This window comes from Flavobacterium sp. FPG59 (genome assembly GCF_002150205.1).
Taxonomy (GTDB): domain Bacteria; phylum Bacteroidota; class Bacteroidia; order Flavobacteriales; family Flavobacteriaceae; genus Flavobacterium.
Genome location: NZ_MTCA01000070.1, coordinates 1 through 14,995 on the forward strand (window position 1 = coordinate 1; position 14,995 = coordinate 14,995).

The 14,995-nt window shown below is 35.5% G+C and carries 15 protein-coding genes; 4 read left to right on the forward strand and 11 right to left on the reverse strand.

The features are described from left to right. Positions 1-98 precede the first annotated feature (98 nt). The 5 genes from FPG59_RS08215 to FPG59_RS08235 form a co-directional block, all read right to left on the reverse strand. On the reverse strand, positions 99-911 hold the full coding sequence (locus tag FPG59_RS08215) for a YgcG family protein (RefSeq protein ID WP_086454135.1): 813 nt from the start codon (positions 909-911) through the stop codon (positions 99-101). Beyond that, on the reverse strand, positions 911-1,348 hold the full coding sequence (locus FPG59_RS08220) for a TPM domain-containing protein (RefSeq protein ID WP_086454136.1): 438 nt from the start codon (positions 1,346-1,348) through the stop codon (positions 911-913). Before FPG59_RS08220 ends, FPG59_RS08215 begins: the two co-directional genes overlap by 1 nt. A 92-nt stretch (positions 1,349-1,440) precedes the next feature. Next, positions 1,441-2,028 (reverse strand): LemA family protein, encoded by a 588-nt coding sequence (locus FPG59_RS08225; RefSeq protein ID WP_086454137.1) that lies wholly within the window; start codon positions 2,026-2,028, stop codon positions 1,441-1,443. Between the two features lie 63 nt (positions 2,029-2,091). Continuing rightward, positions 2,092-2,424, reverse strand: a complete 333-nt coding sequence (locus tag FPG59_RS08230; protein ID WP_086454138.1) for a MerR family transcriptional regulator — start codon at positions 2,422-2,424, stop codon at positions 2,092-2,094. Positions 2,425-2,528: 104 nt separating this feature from the next. After that, positions 2,529-3,506, reverse strand: coding sequence for a M23 family metallopeptidase (locus tag FPG59_RS08235; RefSeq protein ID WP_086454139.1), 978 nt, complete (start codon positions 3,504-3,506; stop codon positions 2,529-2,531). A gap of 316 nt (positions 3,507-3,822) precedes the next feature. On the opposite strand from FPG59_RS08235, the gene alaS reads away from it, so the two are divergent. The 4 genes from alaS to FPG59_RS08255 all read left to right on the forward strand — a co-directional run bounded on the left by alaS (position 3,823) and on the right by FPG59_RS08255 (position 9,174). Further along, complete coding sequence (gene alaS, locus FPG59_RS08240) at positions 3,823-6,459, forward strand: alanine--tRNA ligase (protein ID WP_086454140.1); 2,637 nt, start codon at positions 3,823-3,825, stop codon at positions 6,457-6,459. A 220-nt stretch (positions 6,460-6,679) separates the two neighbouring features. Continuing rightward, positions 6,680-7,459 carry a hypothetical protein gene (locus tag FPG59_RS08245; RefSeq protein ID WP_086454141.1) on the forward strand — a complete coding sequence of 260 codons (780 nt, stop codon included), beginning with the start codon at positions 6,680-6,682 and terminating at the stop codon, positions 7,457-7,459. Between the two features lie 135 nt (positions 7,460-7,594). Beyond that, positions 7,595-8,551 carry a GSCFA domain-containing protein gene (locus FPG59_RS08250; protein WP_086454142.1) on the forward strand — a complete coding sequence of 319 codons (957 nt, stop codon included), beginning with the start codon at positions 7,595-7,597 and terminating at the stop codon, positions 8,549-8,551. Between the two features lie 2 nt (positions 8,552-8,553). Continuing rightward, positions 8,554-9,174 (forward strand): DUF4230 domain-containing protein, encoded by a 621-nt coding sequence (locus FPG59_RS08255; RefSeq protein WP_086454143.1) that lies wholly within the window; start codon positions 8,554-8,556, stop codon positions 9,172-9,174. Positions 9,175-9,247: 73 nt separating this feature from the next. On the opposite strand, the gene FPG59_RS08260 is transcribed toward FPG59_RS08255, so the two are convergent. The 6 genes from FPG59_RS08260 to FPG59_RS08285 all read right to left on the reverse strand — a co-directional run bounded on the left by FPG59_RS08260 (position 9,248) and on the right by FPG59_RS08285 (position 14,785). Continuing rightward, on the reverse strand, positions 9,248-11,005 hold the full coding sequence (locus FPG59_RS08260) for an aromatic amino acid hydroxylase (protein ID WP_086454144.1): 1,758 nt from the start codon (positions 11,003-11,005) through the stop codon (positions 9,248-9,250). 221 nt (positions 11,006-11,226) lie between these two features. Then, on the reverse strand, positions 11,227-12,360 hold the full coding sequence (locus FPG59_RS08265; protein WP_086454145.1) for an esterase-like activity of phytase family protein: 1,134 nt from the start codon (positions 12,358-12,360) through the stop codon (positions 11,227-11,229). A gap of 49 nt (positions 12,361-12,409) precedes the next feature. Next, a complete protein-coding gene (locus FPG59_RS08270) occupies positions 12,410-12,811 on the reverse strand; it encodes a group III truncated hemoglobin (protein WP_086454146.1) in 402 nt (133 codons plus the stop codon). A 57-nt stretch (positions 12,812-12,868) separates the two neighbouring features. After that, positions 12,869-13,009: a DUF4136 domain-containing protein gene (locus tag FPG59_RS17040; protein ID WP_140344613.1), complete on the reverse strand. Its 141-nt coding sequence runs from the start codon at positions 13,007-13,009 to the stop codon at positions 12,869-12,871. Positions 13,010-13,103: 94 nt separating this feature from the next. After that, positions 13,104-14,348 carry a threonine ammonia-lyase IlvA gene (gene ilvA, locus FPG59_RS08280; protein WP_086454147.1) on the reverse strand — a complete coding sequence of 415 codons (1,245 nt, stop codon included), beginning with the start codon at positions 14,346-14,348 and terminating at the stop codon, positions 13,104-13,106. A gap of 8 nt (positions 14,349-14,356) precedes the next feature. After that, complete coding sequence (locus FPG59_RS08285; protein WP_086454148.1) at positions 14,357-14,785, reverse strand: hypothetical protein; 429 nt, start codon at positions 14,783-14,785, stop codon at positions 14,357-14,359. Positions 14,786-14,995 lie beyond the last annotated feature (210 nt).

Here is a 14,995-nt window from a genome sequence, read left to right on the forward strand (position 1 = left end):
ATCGAGGTGTTGCCTTTTAAACAGTAATAAACTATCGTAAAGTGCTGTTTAGAAACAAAAAAAGCTGCATTTGCAGCTTTTAATTAATTGTATGTGTTTTACCAGTCGCCTCCAGATCCTCCTCCAGAAAAACCGCCTCCGCCAAATCCACCACCGAATCCGCCTCCGCCAAATCCACCTCCAGAAGAACCACCACCAAAACCGCCACCTCCGCCACCACGGCCAAGACTGCTAAGTATGATGACATCCATAAGGCTAGGGCCAAAGCCACCGCCGTGATTTCCAGAGTTGCCACCACCGCCTTTATTTCGAGAAGCTAGTACGATGATAACGACTATAATCACAATAATGGGAACAATAGGAAATTTTTTTTCTTTTGATTTCTCTACGCGTTTCCCTTTGTATTTCCCCTTAAAAACATCAAAAAGTGCATTAGTTCCTTTGTCAAGTCCATTGTAATAACTTCCGGCTTTAAATTCTGGAATAATGATGTTTCGAGTAATTTCACCGCCAATTCCAGCTGTCAATCGATCTTCAAGACCGTATCCTGCTGAGATCCATATTTTTCGTTCTGCTTTAGCTAATAAAATAAGAACACCATTATCATTTTGTGCAGTACCACCAATTCCCCAAGTTTGCCCCCATTTAGGAGTTAGAATCCCTATGTCTTCGCCCTTAAGGCTTTCAATGGTAATGACCACAATTTGAGTAGTGGTTGAGTCCGCATATTTGACTAATTTTTCCTCAAGCTGTGCTTTTTCGCTTTCGCTTAAAACCTTAGCGTAATCATATACTGAAGTTTGAAAAGTTGGTTTTTCCGGAATTGTAAATTGTGCAAAGCTTATTTGTGCGAAAAATAAAGTGACAAATAGTTTTAGATACAACAAGGCATTCTTTTTTTGTACTATCATTATCCTCTAGATATTTCGTTTGATAATTCATTTGTATCTCCTTCTTGCCAAGGGAAATAGTGTTGCAATTGTTGTCCAGCACTTGTAATGCCATCAATAAGTCCTTGTTTAAAATTCCCTTTTTTGAAGTGCGCTACCATTACATCACGGGTACTGTCCCAAAAATCACTTTTCACAGCATCGTTGATTCCTTTATCCCCGCAGATGACAAAATTACGATCTTCAACCGCTAGATAGATCAAAACACCATTTTGGAGTTCAGTTGCATCCATTTTCAGTTCGTTAAAAACTTCCATAGCACGATCAAAATGATCCATAGTGGTGGTTTTTTCGATGTGAACTCTAATCTCGCCCGAAGTGTTTTTTTCAGCATTACAAATAGCTGTTACAATTTCTTGTTCCTCTTCTTTGGTTAAAAAATCTTCTACTTTTGACATCGGAAATAGTTTTGAGTGAAAAATAACGATTTTCAATCCCACTAATTTGCTAGTGGTAATCAAAAATCGTTATTCAAAATAAAAAATAAGGTTTAGAATTTTACTTCAACAGGTTTTTCAGCACCTTCAACAGCAGTAAAATAGGTTTTCTCTTTAAAACCAAAAAGACCTGCAAAAAGACTGTTTGGGAATGTTTTGATATGAGAGTTGTAAGGTTTAACAGCTTCATTAAAACGTGTTCTTGCTGTTAAAATTTGATTTTCAGTACTCGCTAACTCATCTTGTAATTTCAAGAAGTTTTGATTAGCTTTCAATTCAGGATATGCCTCAACAGATACTAATAATCTTGATAAAGAGCTGCTTACTCCGCTTTGAGCTTTGTTAAATTCAGCTAATTGCTCAGGTGTAATATTGGCTGGATCAATTTTTACTGAAGTTGCTTTAGAGCGCGCTTCAATTACAGCAGTCAATGTGCTTTTTTCAAAATCGGCGGCTCCTTTTACAGTGTTTACTAAGTTGCCTATAAGGTCATTTCTTCTTTGATAAGCAGTTTGCACATCACCCCAAGACTGTTCTACATCTTGATTTAAAGTTACGGCAGTGTTGTTGATCCCTTTAACCCAGCTGTACATTACAAAAATTACAACTGCTACTATAATCCAAGGCAAAAATCTTCTCATGTTTGTTTAATTTAGTGTTTAAAATTTAGTTATTTAGTTTTTCTCACACGGGTGAGGTTTGTTTTAAAGTTCGTTTTTTATGTTGGTTAATTGCATTCGTATTGCTTCTAGTTTTCTAATAATTTCAAATTTATCCAAAGTTTTCTTTTGGCCTTCTTTCAAATGGGTCTTAGCACCTTCTAGTGTAAATCCTCTTTCTTTGACAAGGTGATAAATCAATTGCAAATTGGTTATATCCTCAGGCGTAAACATTCTGTTGCCTTTTGCATTCTTCTTTGGTTTCAAAATATCAAATTCACTATCCCAAAACCGAATGAGTGATGCATTTACATCAAAAGCTTTGGCTACTTCGCCTATGCTATAGTATCGTTTGTCTTTTGAAAGTTCAATGTGCATTTTTATCTATTTTCTAATTTTTTGTAATTCTAATTTTTGTTGTCCAATGAAATTTCATCTTTCACATCTCACTTTTCACATTTCACATTTCACATCTCACTATCCTAATCCAGCGACTGATTTTCTTGATTCGCTAATTGTGAAATAGCTACATATTCAACCGCCGATATGTTTCCGTAATAGAAATTAAGTGGGTTTACTACCTTTTTATCTTTCAACACCTCATAATGTAAATGCGGAGCTTCAGATCGGCCAGTACTTCCTACATAACCTATAATGTCACCTCTTTTTACACGCTGTCCTGCTCTTGTATTGTACTTGCTCAAGTGTGCGTATAAAGTTTCATATCCAAATCCGTGCCGAATTACAATATGATTTCCGTAGCCTGATGCCGTGTTGTCCGCTTTTGCCACAACACCATCACCAGTAGCATAAATTGGCGTTCCACTTTTGGCTGTAAAATCCATGCCTTCATGCATTTTACGGGCTTTCGTAAAAGGATCTGTTCGGTATCCAAAACCAGAAGCCATGTGTTTTAAATTCTCATTTCGTACCGGTTGAATGGCAGGAATAGCTGACAAAAATTCACTTTTAGCTTCGGCTAATTTTAAAATTTCGTCTAGTGACTTTGATTGAATGGCTAATTGTTTACTCATAACATCAATCCTTTTAGTGGTATTGATGACTAATTGTGAATTATTATAACCTTCCAGCAATTCATATCTATTTTTACCCTGAAAACCAGCTTTCCTAATAGAGTCTGGGATTGCAGTTTTGTTAAAATACACCCTATAAACATTGTTGTCACGTTCTTCTATTGCGTCAAGCGCACCGTTCACCTGATCCATTTTTTTATTGAGAATGGCATAATTCAATTTTAAATTTTCAATCTCTCGGGCTTGCAATCGGTCTTTTGGTGTTTCAAAAAAAGGCGTGTTCAATAAAACGATGAAACTCAAAAAACCAAACAACGCGGCAGCTAGTATGAACAGAATAATAACACCAAATTTTCTTCTTTTTTGTGTTTTTATTTTCCTGTAGGCTAGATTTTCAGAATCGTAATAATATTTTACTTTCGACATATTTTAAAATACCCTATTTTTGCACACTATAATGGGTTAGACGAACAAATTTAAGAAATGTTTCATTTGTTACCGTCTTTTTTTAAGAATAAATAAATTAGGTGCCTGTTCCAGCTATTCGTTACAAGTTTCCCTTTTTGCCCTCTTTTTTTCTTTGGATCCAGCAGGAGCTTCCTACGGTCGCTCTGCCAGCTCTAGAAAAAATAGTAGGCAAAAATGCAAAGCTTTACACTACTATCTGGGGCAAAAAAGAGTGAAAGATTAAAAGATTGAAAAATTCAATTCTTAGCAATCTTTAAATATTTAAATCAAATCAATGACATCACAAGACGTACGCAAGCAATTTTTAGAATTTTTCGCCTCAAATGGGCATTTAATTGTTCCATCAGCACCTATTGTCCTGAAGGATGATCCCACCTTGATGTTTAATAATTCTGGAATGGCTCAGTTCAAAGAGTTTTTTTTAGGAAACGGAACTCCAAAAAATAATCGAATAGCCGATACTCAAAAATGCTTGCGCGTATCAGGAAAACATAACGATCTCGAGGATGTAGGTTTTGATACGTACCACCACACCATGTTTGAAATGTTAGGAAACTGGTCTTTCGGTGATTATTTCAAGAAAGAAGCGATCAATTGGGCTTGGCAATTATTAACAGAGGTCTATAAAATCCCAAAAGAAAATTTATACGTTTCTGTTTTTGAAGGAAGTACAGAAGATAATGTTCCTTTTGATCAAGAAGCTTGGGATATCTGGAAAACATTAATTGATGAAGACCGAATCATTCTTGGAAACAAGAAAGACAACTTCTGGGAAATGGGAGATCAAGGACCTTGTGGACCATGCTCTGAAATACATGTTGATTTGCGTTCAGAAGAAGAAAAAGCGTTAAAACCTGGAAAAGAAGAGGTAAATAATGACCACCCACAAGTAGTTGAAATCTGGAATAATGTATTCATGGAGTTCAACCGCAAAGCCGATGGATCTCTTGAAAAACTTCCAGCACAGCACGTAGATACCGGAATGGGATTTGAGCGTTTGTGTATGGCTTTGCAAGGCAAAACATCTAATTATGACACGGATGTTTTCACGCCACTTATTGAGAAAGTAGAACAAATTACAGGTTTTAAATACACATCTGATGAAGTAAAAAACATTTCAGAGGAACAGAATAAAACTAATATTGCCATTCGTGTCATTGTAGATCACGTGCGCGCCGTAGCATTTGCTATTGCCGACGGACAATTGCCGTCAAACACGGGAGCGGGTTATGTAATTCGTAGAATTTTGCGTCGTGCAATTCGTTACGGATTTACATTTTTGGATACCAAAGAACCTTTTATCAATAAACTGGTAGCGGTTTTGGCAAATCAAATGGGGGAGTTTTTCCCAGAGATTAAAGCACAGCAACAATTGGTTACCAATGTAATTCGCGAGGAAGAAGCTTCGTTTTTACGAACTTTAGACCAAGGATTGCAATTGTTAGACAAAGTGGTTGCGGAAACATCAGGAAATGAAGTTTCAGGAGCAAAAGTTTTTGAATTGTACGATACATTCGGTTTTCCAAAAGATTTGACTGCTTTGATTTTAAAAGAAAAAGGATACACCTACAACGAAACAGATTTTGAAGTTGAACTGCAAAAGCAAAAAGCGCGTTCGCGTGCTGCATCTGAAGTTTCAACCGAAGATTGGTCGGTTTTAATTCCTGGAAATGTAGAAACTTTTGTGGGTTACGATCAAATAGAAAACGAAGTAAAAATTACTCGTATTCGTAAAGTGGATTCTAAAAAAGACGGAATTTTATATCAAATCGTTTTAGACAATACACCTTTTTATCCAGAAGGTGGAGGACAAGTAGGTGATAAAGGAACACTAGTTTCTGCTAACGAAACGATTGATATCATTGATACAAAAAAAGAAAATAATTTAATATTGCATTTTGCAAAACAGCTTCCAGAAAATATCGAAGCAGGTTTTACGGCAAAAGTAAATACGGATTTAAGAACGTCAACTTCTAAGAATCACTCGGCTACGCACTTGATGCATTTGGCTTTGAGAAATATTCTAGGAACGCATGTAGAGCAAAAAGGATCCTTAGTAAATCCAAACTATTTGCGTTTTGACTTTTCGCATTTTTCTAAAGTTTCAGATGACGAATTGCGTCAAGTGGAGGCAAGTGTGAATGCACAAATTGAAGCGCAGTTGCAATTGGTAGAACACCGCAATATTCCAATTAAAGAAGCATTAGAAAAAGGTGCAATGGCTCTGTTTGGAGAAAAATACGGAGATTCAGTTCGAATGATAGAATTTGGCGAAAGCAAAGAACTTTGTGGTGGAATTCACGTAAAAAATACAGCTGAAATCTGGCATTTCAAAATCATTTCTGAAGGTGCAGTTGCAGCAGGAATTAGGAGAATTGAAGCCATTACGGGTGATGCAGTGAAGAATTTCTATCAAAATCAAGAAAATACTTTGGCGGAAATCAAAGAAACGTTGAAAAACCCACAAGATGTTTTAAAATCAGTAGCTTCATTACAAGACGATAATACGAAGTTAAAAAAACAAATTGAGCAATTATTAAAAGAGAAAATCGACGGATTAAAGAATGTTTTGGTGGCTGATTTTCATGAGGTAAACGGTGTTAACTTTTTAGCAAAGCAAGTAGATTTATCAATGAGTTCGACCAAAGATTTGGCGCAAGCCATTGGAACTGCTAAACCAAATTCATTTGTATTTTTAGCTTCAATTGAAGAAGGTTTGCCAAATATCCATTGCTATATTTCTAAAGAATTGGTTGCAGAAAAAGCGTTAAATGCAGGAACTGTAATTAGAGAATTAGGGAAGTTTATTGAAGGAAATGGTGGTGGACAACCGTTTTTCGCTTCTGGAAAAGGAAAGAATGCAAACGGAATCCAACAAGCATTAGACGAGGCAATAACGTTTTTAGGTTAAACAAAAATTAAAATTCATACGCAAACCCTTTTTGAATAGTTTTAAAAAGGGTTTGTTTTTTTTACAGAAATACAGTTGTTTTAATTGTGAAATGAATACTATTTAAAGCCTTTTTTTATAGTTTAATTTAGTAATCTAACTTGAATTTTTGTATTATATTGGTATGTAGTTATTTATATTTAACTTTGTTCCGAAAATAAAAAGATTGAATTGAGTATTTATGAAAAATAAAAAAGTGTTTCGTTTTTTCTTGTCTTTTATTGTTTTAACATTTGTTTCATGTTCAAAGGATACTGATGATAGTTTTAAATTACTTCAAAAAGTAATAGAAACAACAGCAAGAGGAAATACGCAAACGTATGTATATGTTTATAATGCGAGCCAGATAGTTAGTATTGATGGCACTCAGGAACGCACAGACTTTACATACACCGATGGTTTGATTTCTAAAATGGTTAAACTTAATAAAACAAACCAATTTCTTGAAACTATTGAATACAAATATCTTAAAGGGGAATTAGTGAGCGTTTTATCTATAGGAAATTACAAAATAAAGTATACCCATAATGCAGATAAAACAGTTTCCTTTGAAAAATTTACCCTAGGTACAGGAAATGTTGAGGTTAAAGAATATCACGGAACGTTACATTTTACCAATGATAATTTAACTAAAGAAGAGCGTATTTATGACAATTCTCTAGCGGGAGAGGAATCTAAGTATAGCATTAGTTTTGATTATGACAATAAAAGAAATCCATTATTTAATATTGCAGGGTTCAAAGAATTATTAAATCAAAATGATAAAATTTCTATCAATAATAATGTTATCAGTACAGTAATTACGAGCACTTCAATAAACGGTCAAATTACATCCTCTGCTACAACATATAAAAATGCATTTACCTATGATTTAGAGAATTATCCTAAAGAACGAGTTTCTGAATCTACGCCTTTAGCTAGTGGATTCGTGGGGTATTTGAAAATAGAATATTTTTATTAAGATAAAATTTCTCAAATACAACCCTTTCAAAGTTTAAATTTTGAAAGGGTTTTTTTATTGTCATGAATTAGGAATAAAGAACAAAATCTCATTTAATTCGCTAAAATTGTTGAAATTTGTTGCAAATACAATTCCATGCAATTCAGAACCGAAATTCCCATTCCTACCAGTAAATATCCTATTGATTACAATTCTAAAATCATGTCAATAGGTTCTTGTTTTGCGGTGAACATGGCCGAAAAACTGGATCTTTTTAAATTTCAAAACAGTTGTAATCCGTTTGGGATTTTGTTTCATCCATTGGCAATTGAAAAACTCCTTTATTTTGCTGTTTCCGAAAAGAAATTTACAGAAGAAGATGTGTTTTTTTATAACGAATGTTGGCATTGTTTTGATGTGCATTCAGATTGGAGTAATGCTGATAAACACGAATTACTCGATAACTTGAATGGGATTGTTACAGCAACGAAACAAAAACTAACTCAATCAACGCATGTCATTATCACCTATGGAACCTCATGGGTGTATCGAAATATAGAAAGCCAAGCCATCGTGGCAAATTGTCATAAGGTACCGCAAAAACAGTTTCATAAAGAGTTGCTAACCGTTGCAGCAATACAAGAAAGTATAACCAAAACAGTAGGTTTAATACATTCTCTAAACCCTGAATGTCAGCTTATCTTTACAGTTTCTCCAGTACGACACATCAAAGACGGTTTTGTTGAAAACCAAAGGAGCAAAGCTAATATAGTTTCTGCTTTACATACTGTTTTGCAAGTTCCCCCTTCGGGGGCGGAGGGGGCTTATTTTCCTTCGTATGAGATCATGATGGACGAACTGCGAGATTATCGGTTTTATGCTGATGATATGCTGCATCCTAATACTCTAGCTGTCGATTATATCTGGCAACGCTTTAAAGAAACTACCATTTCTGAAACAGCTCACGCTCTGATGGATGAGGTAGAAGCAATCCAGAAAAGTCTTGCTCACAAGCCATTCAACCCCAAATCTGAAAGTCATATTAAATTTGAGACAAGACTTAAGGAAAAAATAACTACCTTAGAACATCAATATTCATTCATGAAATTTTAATTATGCTCAAAAGAATACTTATCGGAATCGGAATTATTATTGCTGTCTTTTTATTATTTAAATATTGCGATTTTAAGAAAAATGAGGATCAAGATATTACCTATAATACCAATCTCATTCAGCAGCAAATTCTTAACGTGGGCAAGTTGGTTGTTACCGAAGGGCATTTCTCTGAAGTGATCACCTATAAAAACCAACAGAAATATTTAATGGACATGCTTTCTTTTGAGAAAAAAGCCTTAGTTGTTGTGAATGCTGACGTTACTGTGGCTTATGATTTGCATCTTATGAAGTACGACATCGATTCTATCAACAAAATAATTACCATTGTGAGTATTCCCAAAGAAGAAATCAAAATCAGTCCAGATATTCAGTTTTACGATGTAGAACAAAGTAAGTTGAATCCGTTTACAGGGGATGATTACAATAAAATAAACAAGTCTGTTAAAGCAAATCTGGCTAAGAAAATTGAAAAATCAAGTTTAAAAACAAACGCTCAAAACAGATTGATCAGCGAATTGTCTAAACTATTGATAACAACAAGTCAATTGGGCTGGACCTTAAAATACGAGGGACAGGTGATCACAACCGAAAAAGAATTTGGTCAAAAAATAAAACTGTAAAACGAAAAAATAACCGCAGATTCACAGATTTTTTAGAAGTAATTAAAATCTGCGAATCTGCGGTTTATTGCTTTTAAGCTTTCGCTTTATCAAAAATCAAGTCCAAACCTCCAGTAACTAAATGAGATACTTCGGGTCTTTTCAGTTTCATTTGATCTAAAAATACTAAAACTTCTTGTAGTAATTGAGGTTCGTTGCTGTCTTTTAGCAGTTCTGTAAGTTCTACAGCTAACAACCAATCGTTATGATGGTTGCTCTGTATTTTTTCGAAAATGGGTCTCAAAGACGTTTCTTTATCTTTTGTTTCTCTGATATTTCGAACCGTTTGATATAAAACTTCTAAATCATCACGCTCAGCGGTATGTTTTGCTTTTATGGTAGTACTCGATGGAAGATGCGAAATTAAATCAAAACTATTCACATCAGCAGGGCCAGAAAATGCAGAAGTTACTTTCTTACCCACCGCCATATCATAAACGCCCCATTCTGGCTGGAATAAAATCGTTTCACCATGCGTTACGGTGCAATTTTTAAAACGAATCAAAGTAATTTCACCCTGTAAGTTTCTAGAGCCTGTAATAATTTCACCTTTAACCGTAATACCGCCCTCAAACTCTAGTGTAACCGTTTTTGATTCGAGTATGTCATAAGCGTTCAAGTCTTTCGGACTCATATCTTCAATAGCAAGGTTAATGCCTTGTAGTTTGCCTATTGGGCTACCAAAGCCTTCAGCGTGTGTCAAGGTTCCATGACCTACTAATTCTTTTTCTCTGTATGCAAGCGCCGTTTTTCCGGTAGTTTGAATGTAAATGGGTTTGCCTTCATGCTCCATAACCGAGCTGAAAACACCTGAAATTTGCAATCCAGTACTCAATTCGATCGTTCCTAAGGCATTCGAATCAATCAATTTGTTAATACCAGATAATCCACCAGTACGCAACGCCATTTTATTAGCAAACTCCTCTAAAACTAAATTTAAATAAGCAAATGTAGGCGTAACATACAGTTGCGGTTGCAATTTTGTAATATCAAAACTCTGGTTGGCTGCAGAAATATCATACGGTATTTTCTTCACTTCCTGAGTCATACAATGCGCACTTTCGCCTATGGAGGAAAGCAAACCAGCACCATATATTTTAGGATTTTCAACCGTCCCAATTAATCCGTACTCAACCGTCCACCAGTGTAAGTTGCGTATTTGTGCCATTTCTGAAAGTTCGCCCATGTTATTTTGCAAATCTTCAACTGCTTTTTCGGCAGCATCAATCGTAGCTTGCGGTGTGCCTTCGGCTTCTTTTACGATTGAAAGCAGTCGGATAGCTTCATACATTTCGTAATCCTTGTGCGAAGAAATTGCTTTGCAACCTATTTCTCCAAAACGACGAAGGTATTCCGCATATTCTGGATTGGCAATAATTGGTGCGTGACCAGCACCTTCGTGAATAATATCGGGTGCAGGAGTATATTCAATATGCTCGAGTTGACGAATATCCGATGCAATTACAAGCACATTATAGGCTTGAAATTCCATGAAAGCATTGGGCGGAATAAAACCATCAACTGCAACGGCAGCCCAGCCTATTTCGCTCAAAATGCGGTTCATGCCATACATACTTGGTATATTGTCTATCTCAATACCTGTTTTTTTCAACCCTTCTAGGTAGGAATTATGCGCCACTTTAGATAAATAATCCACGTTTTTACGCATCACATAACGCCAAACCGCCTGATTTATAGGTGTATAATCACTATAATCCTGAGGTTTAATAAATTGTTGTAAGTGTTTTGGCAATCGGTCTAATAACGGATTGCTTTCTATAGTTGTGTTCATGTCGAAAACGTTGTAGTTTTTATGCAAAAATACGAAATTCAGGAGCTAATTCCCGCTTTTCATTGCAAGTTTTTGCAAACCCGTGTGTTTTTCTAAAGTTTATAAAAGAGCTTCCTGCGGTCGCTTTTTATAAACAAGAAAAACCAAAACGACTTTTTCAAAAAGCTTTCCATTGCAATCGGGGCTAGGGGAGTTGCGAAAGAAAGATATTTTCGGATTTCCTACTCCATCACCTCAAACAAAAAGAACTGTGTTTTCTGTTTCTCCGCAAAATTGTTGTCAGAAACCAAAACTAAAGATCGGTTACCATTAGCCAACTTGGGACCAAACGTAATTCCTTCGATATTATCAATAAAAATCCCTAAATCATCCATGTTTAGAACCAGTTTTTTAGATCCCAATTGTATGTTTTGGTTCAGTAAGGAGGTGTTATTTTTAACGTTAGTTGCTTTTTTTAGGTCACACAAAAAAACTTTTACTGTGCATTCTTGCGTTCCCGTAGAGTAGGAGCGTTCTACAACAAATAGTTTATTTTTACTGTAATACTGAATTGCCGAAATTCCATTGACAGCAAAAGCACCACTCGGATTGGGTTCGCGGGCAATAGGGTCTAAAAGATAGCCGTATTGAGCCGTATTTTTTCCGGTTTTGGCATTAAACTGGTACAAACGTATCAAACCTCCTTTGCTAGTTGTGGCTTGGTTACCATCCTCAAATAGCGGTTCCTCAATATTGGTGTAAATGTTTTTGAAATTTTTATCAAAAGTAATGCCTTCTAAAGTTCCATTGTTTCTTGGCCCTTTTTCTATTTTTTGCATTTTTAGATTTTCTGGGAATGTTACATTTCCTAGAAAATCACCTTTTGTAGTCATGAAGTTCAAGGCAGGGTTTTGCAAAATTTCCTTATCTGCGGTTATCACTCGAGCTCCTTCGCTGCTCCATACTAAAGTGTTTGTTTTTGGATTAAATCGGATGTCTTCTGGATCTGTTGAGGTGTTTGGTGCAGTGTTCCAGCTGCCATATACTTTTCCGGTTTCATTTTTTAAAGTACTCATGCTTTGAAATATAACATTTTTCAGAAGGTTATTTTCCAAAGCTATGGTGGCAGTGTAATAACGAGCCTCATTAAAAATCGATCGATCATCGGAAATGATGTAATACAACTCTTTTTTTGGATCAAAATCAATACCAGATAAGCCACCAATTTTTGTATTTTGAAATTGGGCATCAAATGGAACTTCAATAGTGTTTAAGAGTTTTAATTTTGGGACGTGACTGTGTTCAGCGCTTTGTTTTACATTGGCACAAGAGAAAAGAAATACAGGAAAAACAACTAAAAAAAGTAATTTGCGCATTGAATTGATAGTGTATTGGATAAAAATAAGGTAACTGCAATAAATAGCGTTACGATGGATTAATCTGATTTTTTTCGGCGTTACGAAAATAGTCAATCTTGTAATGAAACATATCTGCCATGGCTTTTGCTCTGTATTTGGCTTCATCTGCCAGTGGTCCTTGGAATAATTGATCGGTAGTTTGTGTAAATAGTTCCATCCAACGGTTAAAATGATCTTTACCAATAGGGAGCTGCTTGTGAGGCGGAAAAGGACTTCCAGAATAAGAGTGAACTTCTAGCAAAATGGTTTCCCAAAAGCCGTACATTTTTTCTAAATGTTCCGGCCAACGGTTGCCTATTTTTTCGTTAAAAATCGGTCCTATAATTTCGTCTTTTTGCACTTGAGCATAAAAAGTATTGACTAAGAGTTTAATATCGTCTAAGGAAGCAATATCGGTTCGTGGTATCATAATTTCTATAAAAAAAGCCTACGCAAAGGTAGGCTTTATGTTTGATTGTAGTAATGTCTATTTTTCTTTTGGCGGAAATTGTTCTAGAATTTTGGCAACAAATTCGTTGATTCGTTCTTGTTTGTCTTTTTGGTTTTGAGTTAAATTCCCAACGCCTTCGCCTCGCCAAAAGGCATGTATGTTGTTGAAATAAATAATGTAATTGACATTTTTTCTGTGGGAATTCTAAAATAACAACTTCGATTTTGTAAAAAAAGGTTTTTAAGGCCGCCACATGTATGGCCGCCTTTTTTTAACCTATGAGTTGGGTGAATAAATCTTGTTTTTCGTTGAGGTATTGGTATACGAAACCCATTTTATTCATATTGTCTTTGATAGCTAGTACATCGTTTGGATTTTTCACTTCTAAACCTACGACAACGGAGCCTACTTCTCGGCTATTTTTTTTAGCAAATTGGAAGTAGGTGATATCATCGTCTGGTCCTAAAATGGCATTGACAAATTCTTTTAATGCTCCTGGGCGTTGCGGAAATTGTATCATAAAATAATGCATTAATCCTTCATAAAGTAAAGAGCGTTCCTTAATTTCGGCGGTGCGTTCAATATCGTTGTTGCTACCGCTTACCACACAAACCACAGTTTTACCTTGGATATGGTCTTTGTAAAAATCCAATGCTGCAATAGTCAAAGCGCCTGCGGGTTCTACGACCATCGCTTCTTCATTGTACAAACGTAAAATGGTAGTACAAACTTTTCCTTCGGGAACTAGAATGATATCGTCTAGATTTTTTTGGCAAATGGCAAAAGTTTGGTTGCCTACTTGTTTTACTGCTGCACCATCCACAAATTTGTCTATGGTGTCTAAGGGTGTATTGGCTTTATTAGCAATCGATGTTTTCATTGAAGGAGCGCCTTGTGGTTCAACGCCAATGATTTTGGTATTTGGGCTAAGGTGTTTAAAAACGGTGGATAGGCCAGAAGCTAAACCGCCACCGCCAATGGGAACAAAAACATAATCGATAGGTTGTTGGTATTGTTCTACAATTTCGAGTCCTACAGTACCTTGTCCCGCAATGACTTTTTCATCATCAAAAGGATGGATGAACGCTTTTTGGTTGTCATTAGCATCGGCAACTGCTTTGGTATAGGCATCATCAAAGGTATCACCAATTAAAATAATTTCGACCCACTTTTTACCAAAGAGCTGTACTTGCTTTACTTTTTGATTGGGCGTGGTTTTGGGCATATAGATTTTACCTTGTATTTGTAAAAGAAGACAAGAGTACGCCACACCTTGTGCATGATTTCCTGCGCTGGCACACACAATGCCGTTTGTTTTTTCGCTTTCTGTTAAAGATTTTATTTTATTATAAGCACCTCTGATTTTATAGGAACGTACTACTTGTAGGTCTTCTCTTTTAAGCAAAATAGAGGCCTTAAATTCTTCTGAAAGATTAAGGTTTTCTGTTAAAGGAGTAACGGGAACTACATTAACTAATTCTTGTTGGGCTTGTTGTATGGATTGAAATAAGTTCATTTTTGTTTTTAATTGAATTCTAATATTGCTTGTGTTAGGGTGTTTTGTAATGCGTAAAAGTGCTCGTTGGTTATTTTGCCGCCACAAATCCAATGCTCTTTTTCTTGAAATAGATAAGAGATAGGAAACTGTGTAATTTGATCATTGTGAATAATCGGGATTTTAAAAAGTATGATTGTATGGGTTTCTAGCTCTTTTTGATTTTGAGAGAAGCAACAAAAAACCTCGATAATTCGTTCCAAAATAGCCACTATAGTTTTGCTATTCGTTTCATTATCCCAATAGCCAACCCTGATTTTGTATAATGAAGTGAGCTCACAAAAATCTACCCGAAAATGGTCAATTTTTATCTTTTTCCTAGTGAATACTAGGATAATTTTACTGATTAGTGTTGCTTCTTTTTCGCAAAACAGCGTAACGGTTATTTTTTCTTTCATAGCAATTGTAATTCATTTTTAGTCAAAAAAAAAGCCTTTCTCGTTTATAGAGAAAGGCTTCATGGTTATGCATAACATCCTAACTCGTCAATAAAAACGAATAATAATAATGATGTTAATAATAATAGTGTTTTGATTCATATTTTAAAAAAAACCTCCCAATTGGGAGGTTCTATATTGTTAATACTATACAGCGCCTCACATTCTCAT

What these genes read in the sequence shown, in the direction of transcription:
- FPG59_RS08230 (WP_086454138.1), bottom strand. Translation starts at nt 2,424, where the DNA reads ATGCACATTGAACTTTCAAAAGACAAACGATACTATAGCATAGGCGAA.
- FPG59_RS08250 (WP_086454142.1), top strand. Translation starts at nt 7,595, where the DNA reads ATGCAATTCAGAACCGAAATTCCCATTCCTACCAGTAAATATCCTATT.
- FPG59_RS08260 (WP_086454144.1), bottom strand. Translation starts at nt 11,005, where the DNA reads ATGAACACAACTATAGAAAGCAATCCGTTATTAGACCGATTGCCAAAA.
- FPG59_RS08225 (WP_086454137.1), bottom strand. Translation starts at nt 2,028, where the DNA reads ATGAGAAGATTTTTGCCTTGGATTATAGTAGCAGTTGTAATTTTTGTA.
- FPG59_RS08235 (WP_086454139.1), bottom strand. Translation starts at nt 3,506, where the DNA reads ATGTCGAAAGTAAAATATTATTACGATTCTGAAAATCTAGCCTACAGG.
- FPG59_RS08220 (WP_086454136.1), bottom strand. Translation starts at nt 1,348, where the DNA reads ATGTCAAAAGTAGAAGATTTTTTAACCAAAGAAGAGGAACAAGAAATT.
- FPG59_RS08285 (WP_086454148.1), bottom strand. Translation starts at nt 14,785, where the DNA reads ATGAAAGAAAAAATAACCGTTACGCTGTTTTGCGAAAAAGAAGCAACA.
- alaS (WP_086454140.1), top strand. Translation starts at nt 3,823, where the DNA reads ATGACATCACAAGACGTACGCAAGCAATTTTTAGAATTTTTCGCCTCA.
- FPG59_RS08255 (WP_086454143.1), top strand. Translation starts at nt 8,554, where the DNA reads ATGCTCAAAAGAATACTTATCGGAATCGGAATTATTATTGCTGTCTTT.
- ilvA (WP_086454147.1), bottom strand. Translation starts at nt 14,348, where the DNA reads ATGAACTTATTTCAATCCATACAACAAGCCCAACAAGAATTAGTTAAT.
- FPG59_RS08245 (WP_086454141.1), top strand. Translation starts at nt 6,680, where the DNA reads ATGAAAAATAAAAAAGTGTTTCGTTTTTTCTTGTCTTTTATTGTTTTA.
- FPG59_RS08215 (WP_086454135.1), bottom strand. Translation starts at nt 911, where the DNA reads ATGATAGTACAAAAAAAGAATGCCTTGTTGTATCTAAAACTATTTGTC.
- FPG59_RS08265 (WP_086454145.1), bottom strand. Translation starts at nt 12,360, where the DNA reads ATGCGCAAATTACTTTTTTTAGTTGTTTTTCCTGTATTTCTTTTCTCT.
- FPG59_RS08270 (WP_086454146.1), bottom strand. Translation starts at nt 12,811, where the DNA reads ATGATACCACGAACCGATATTGCTTCCTTAGACGATATTAAACTCTTA.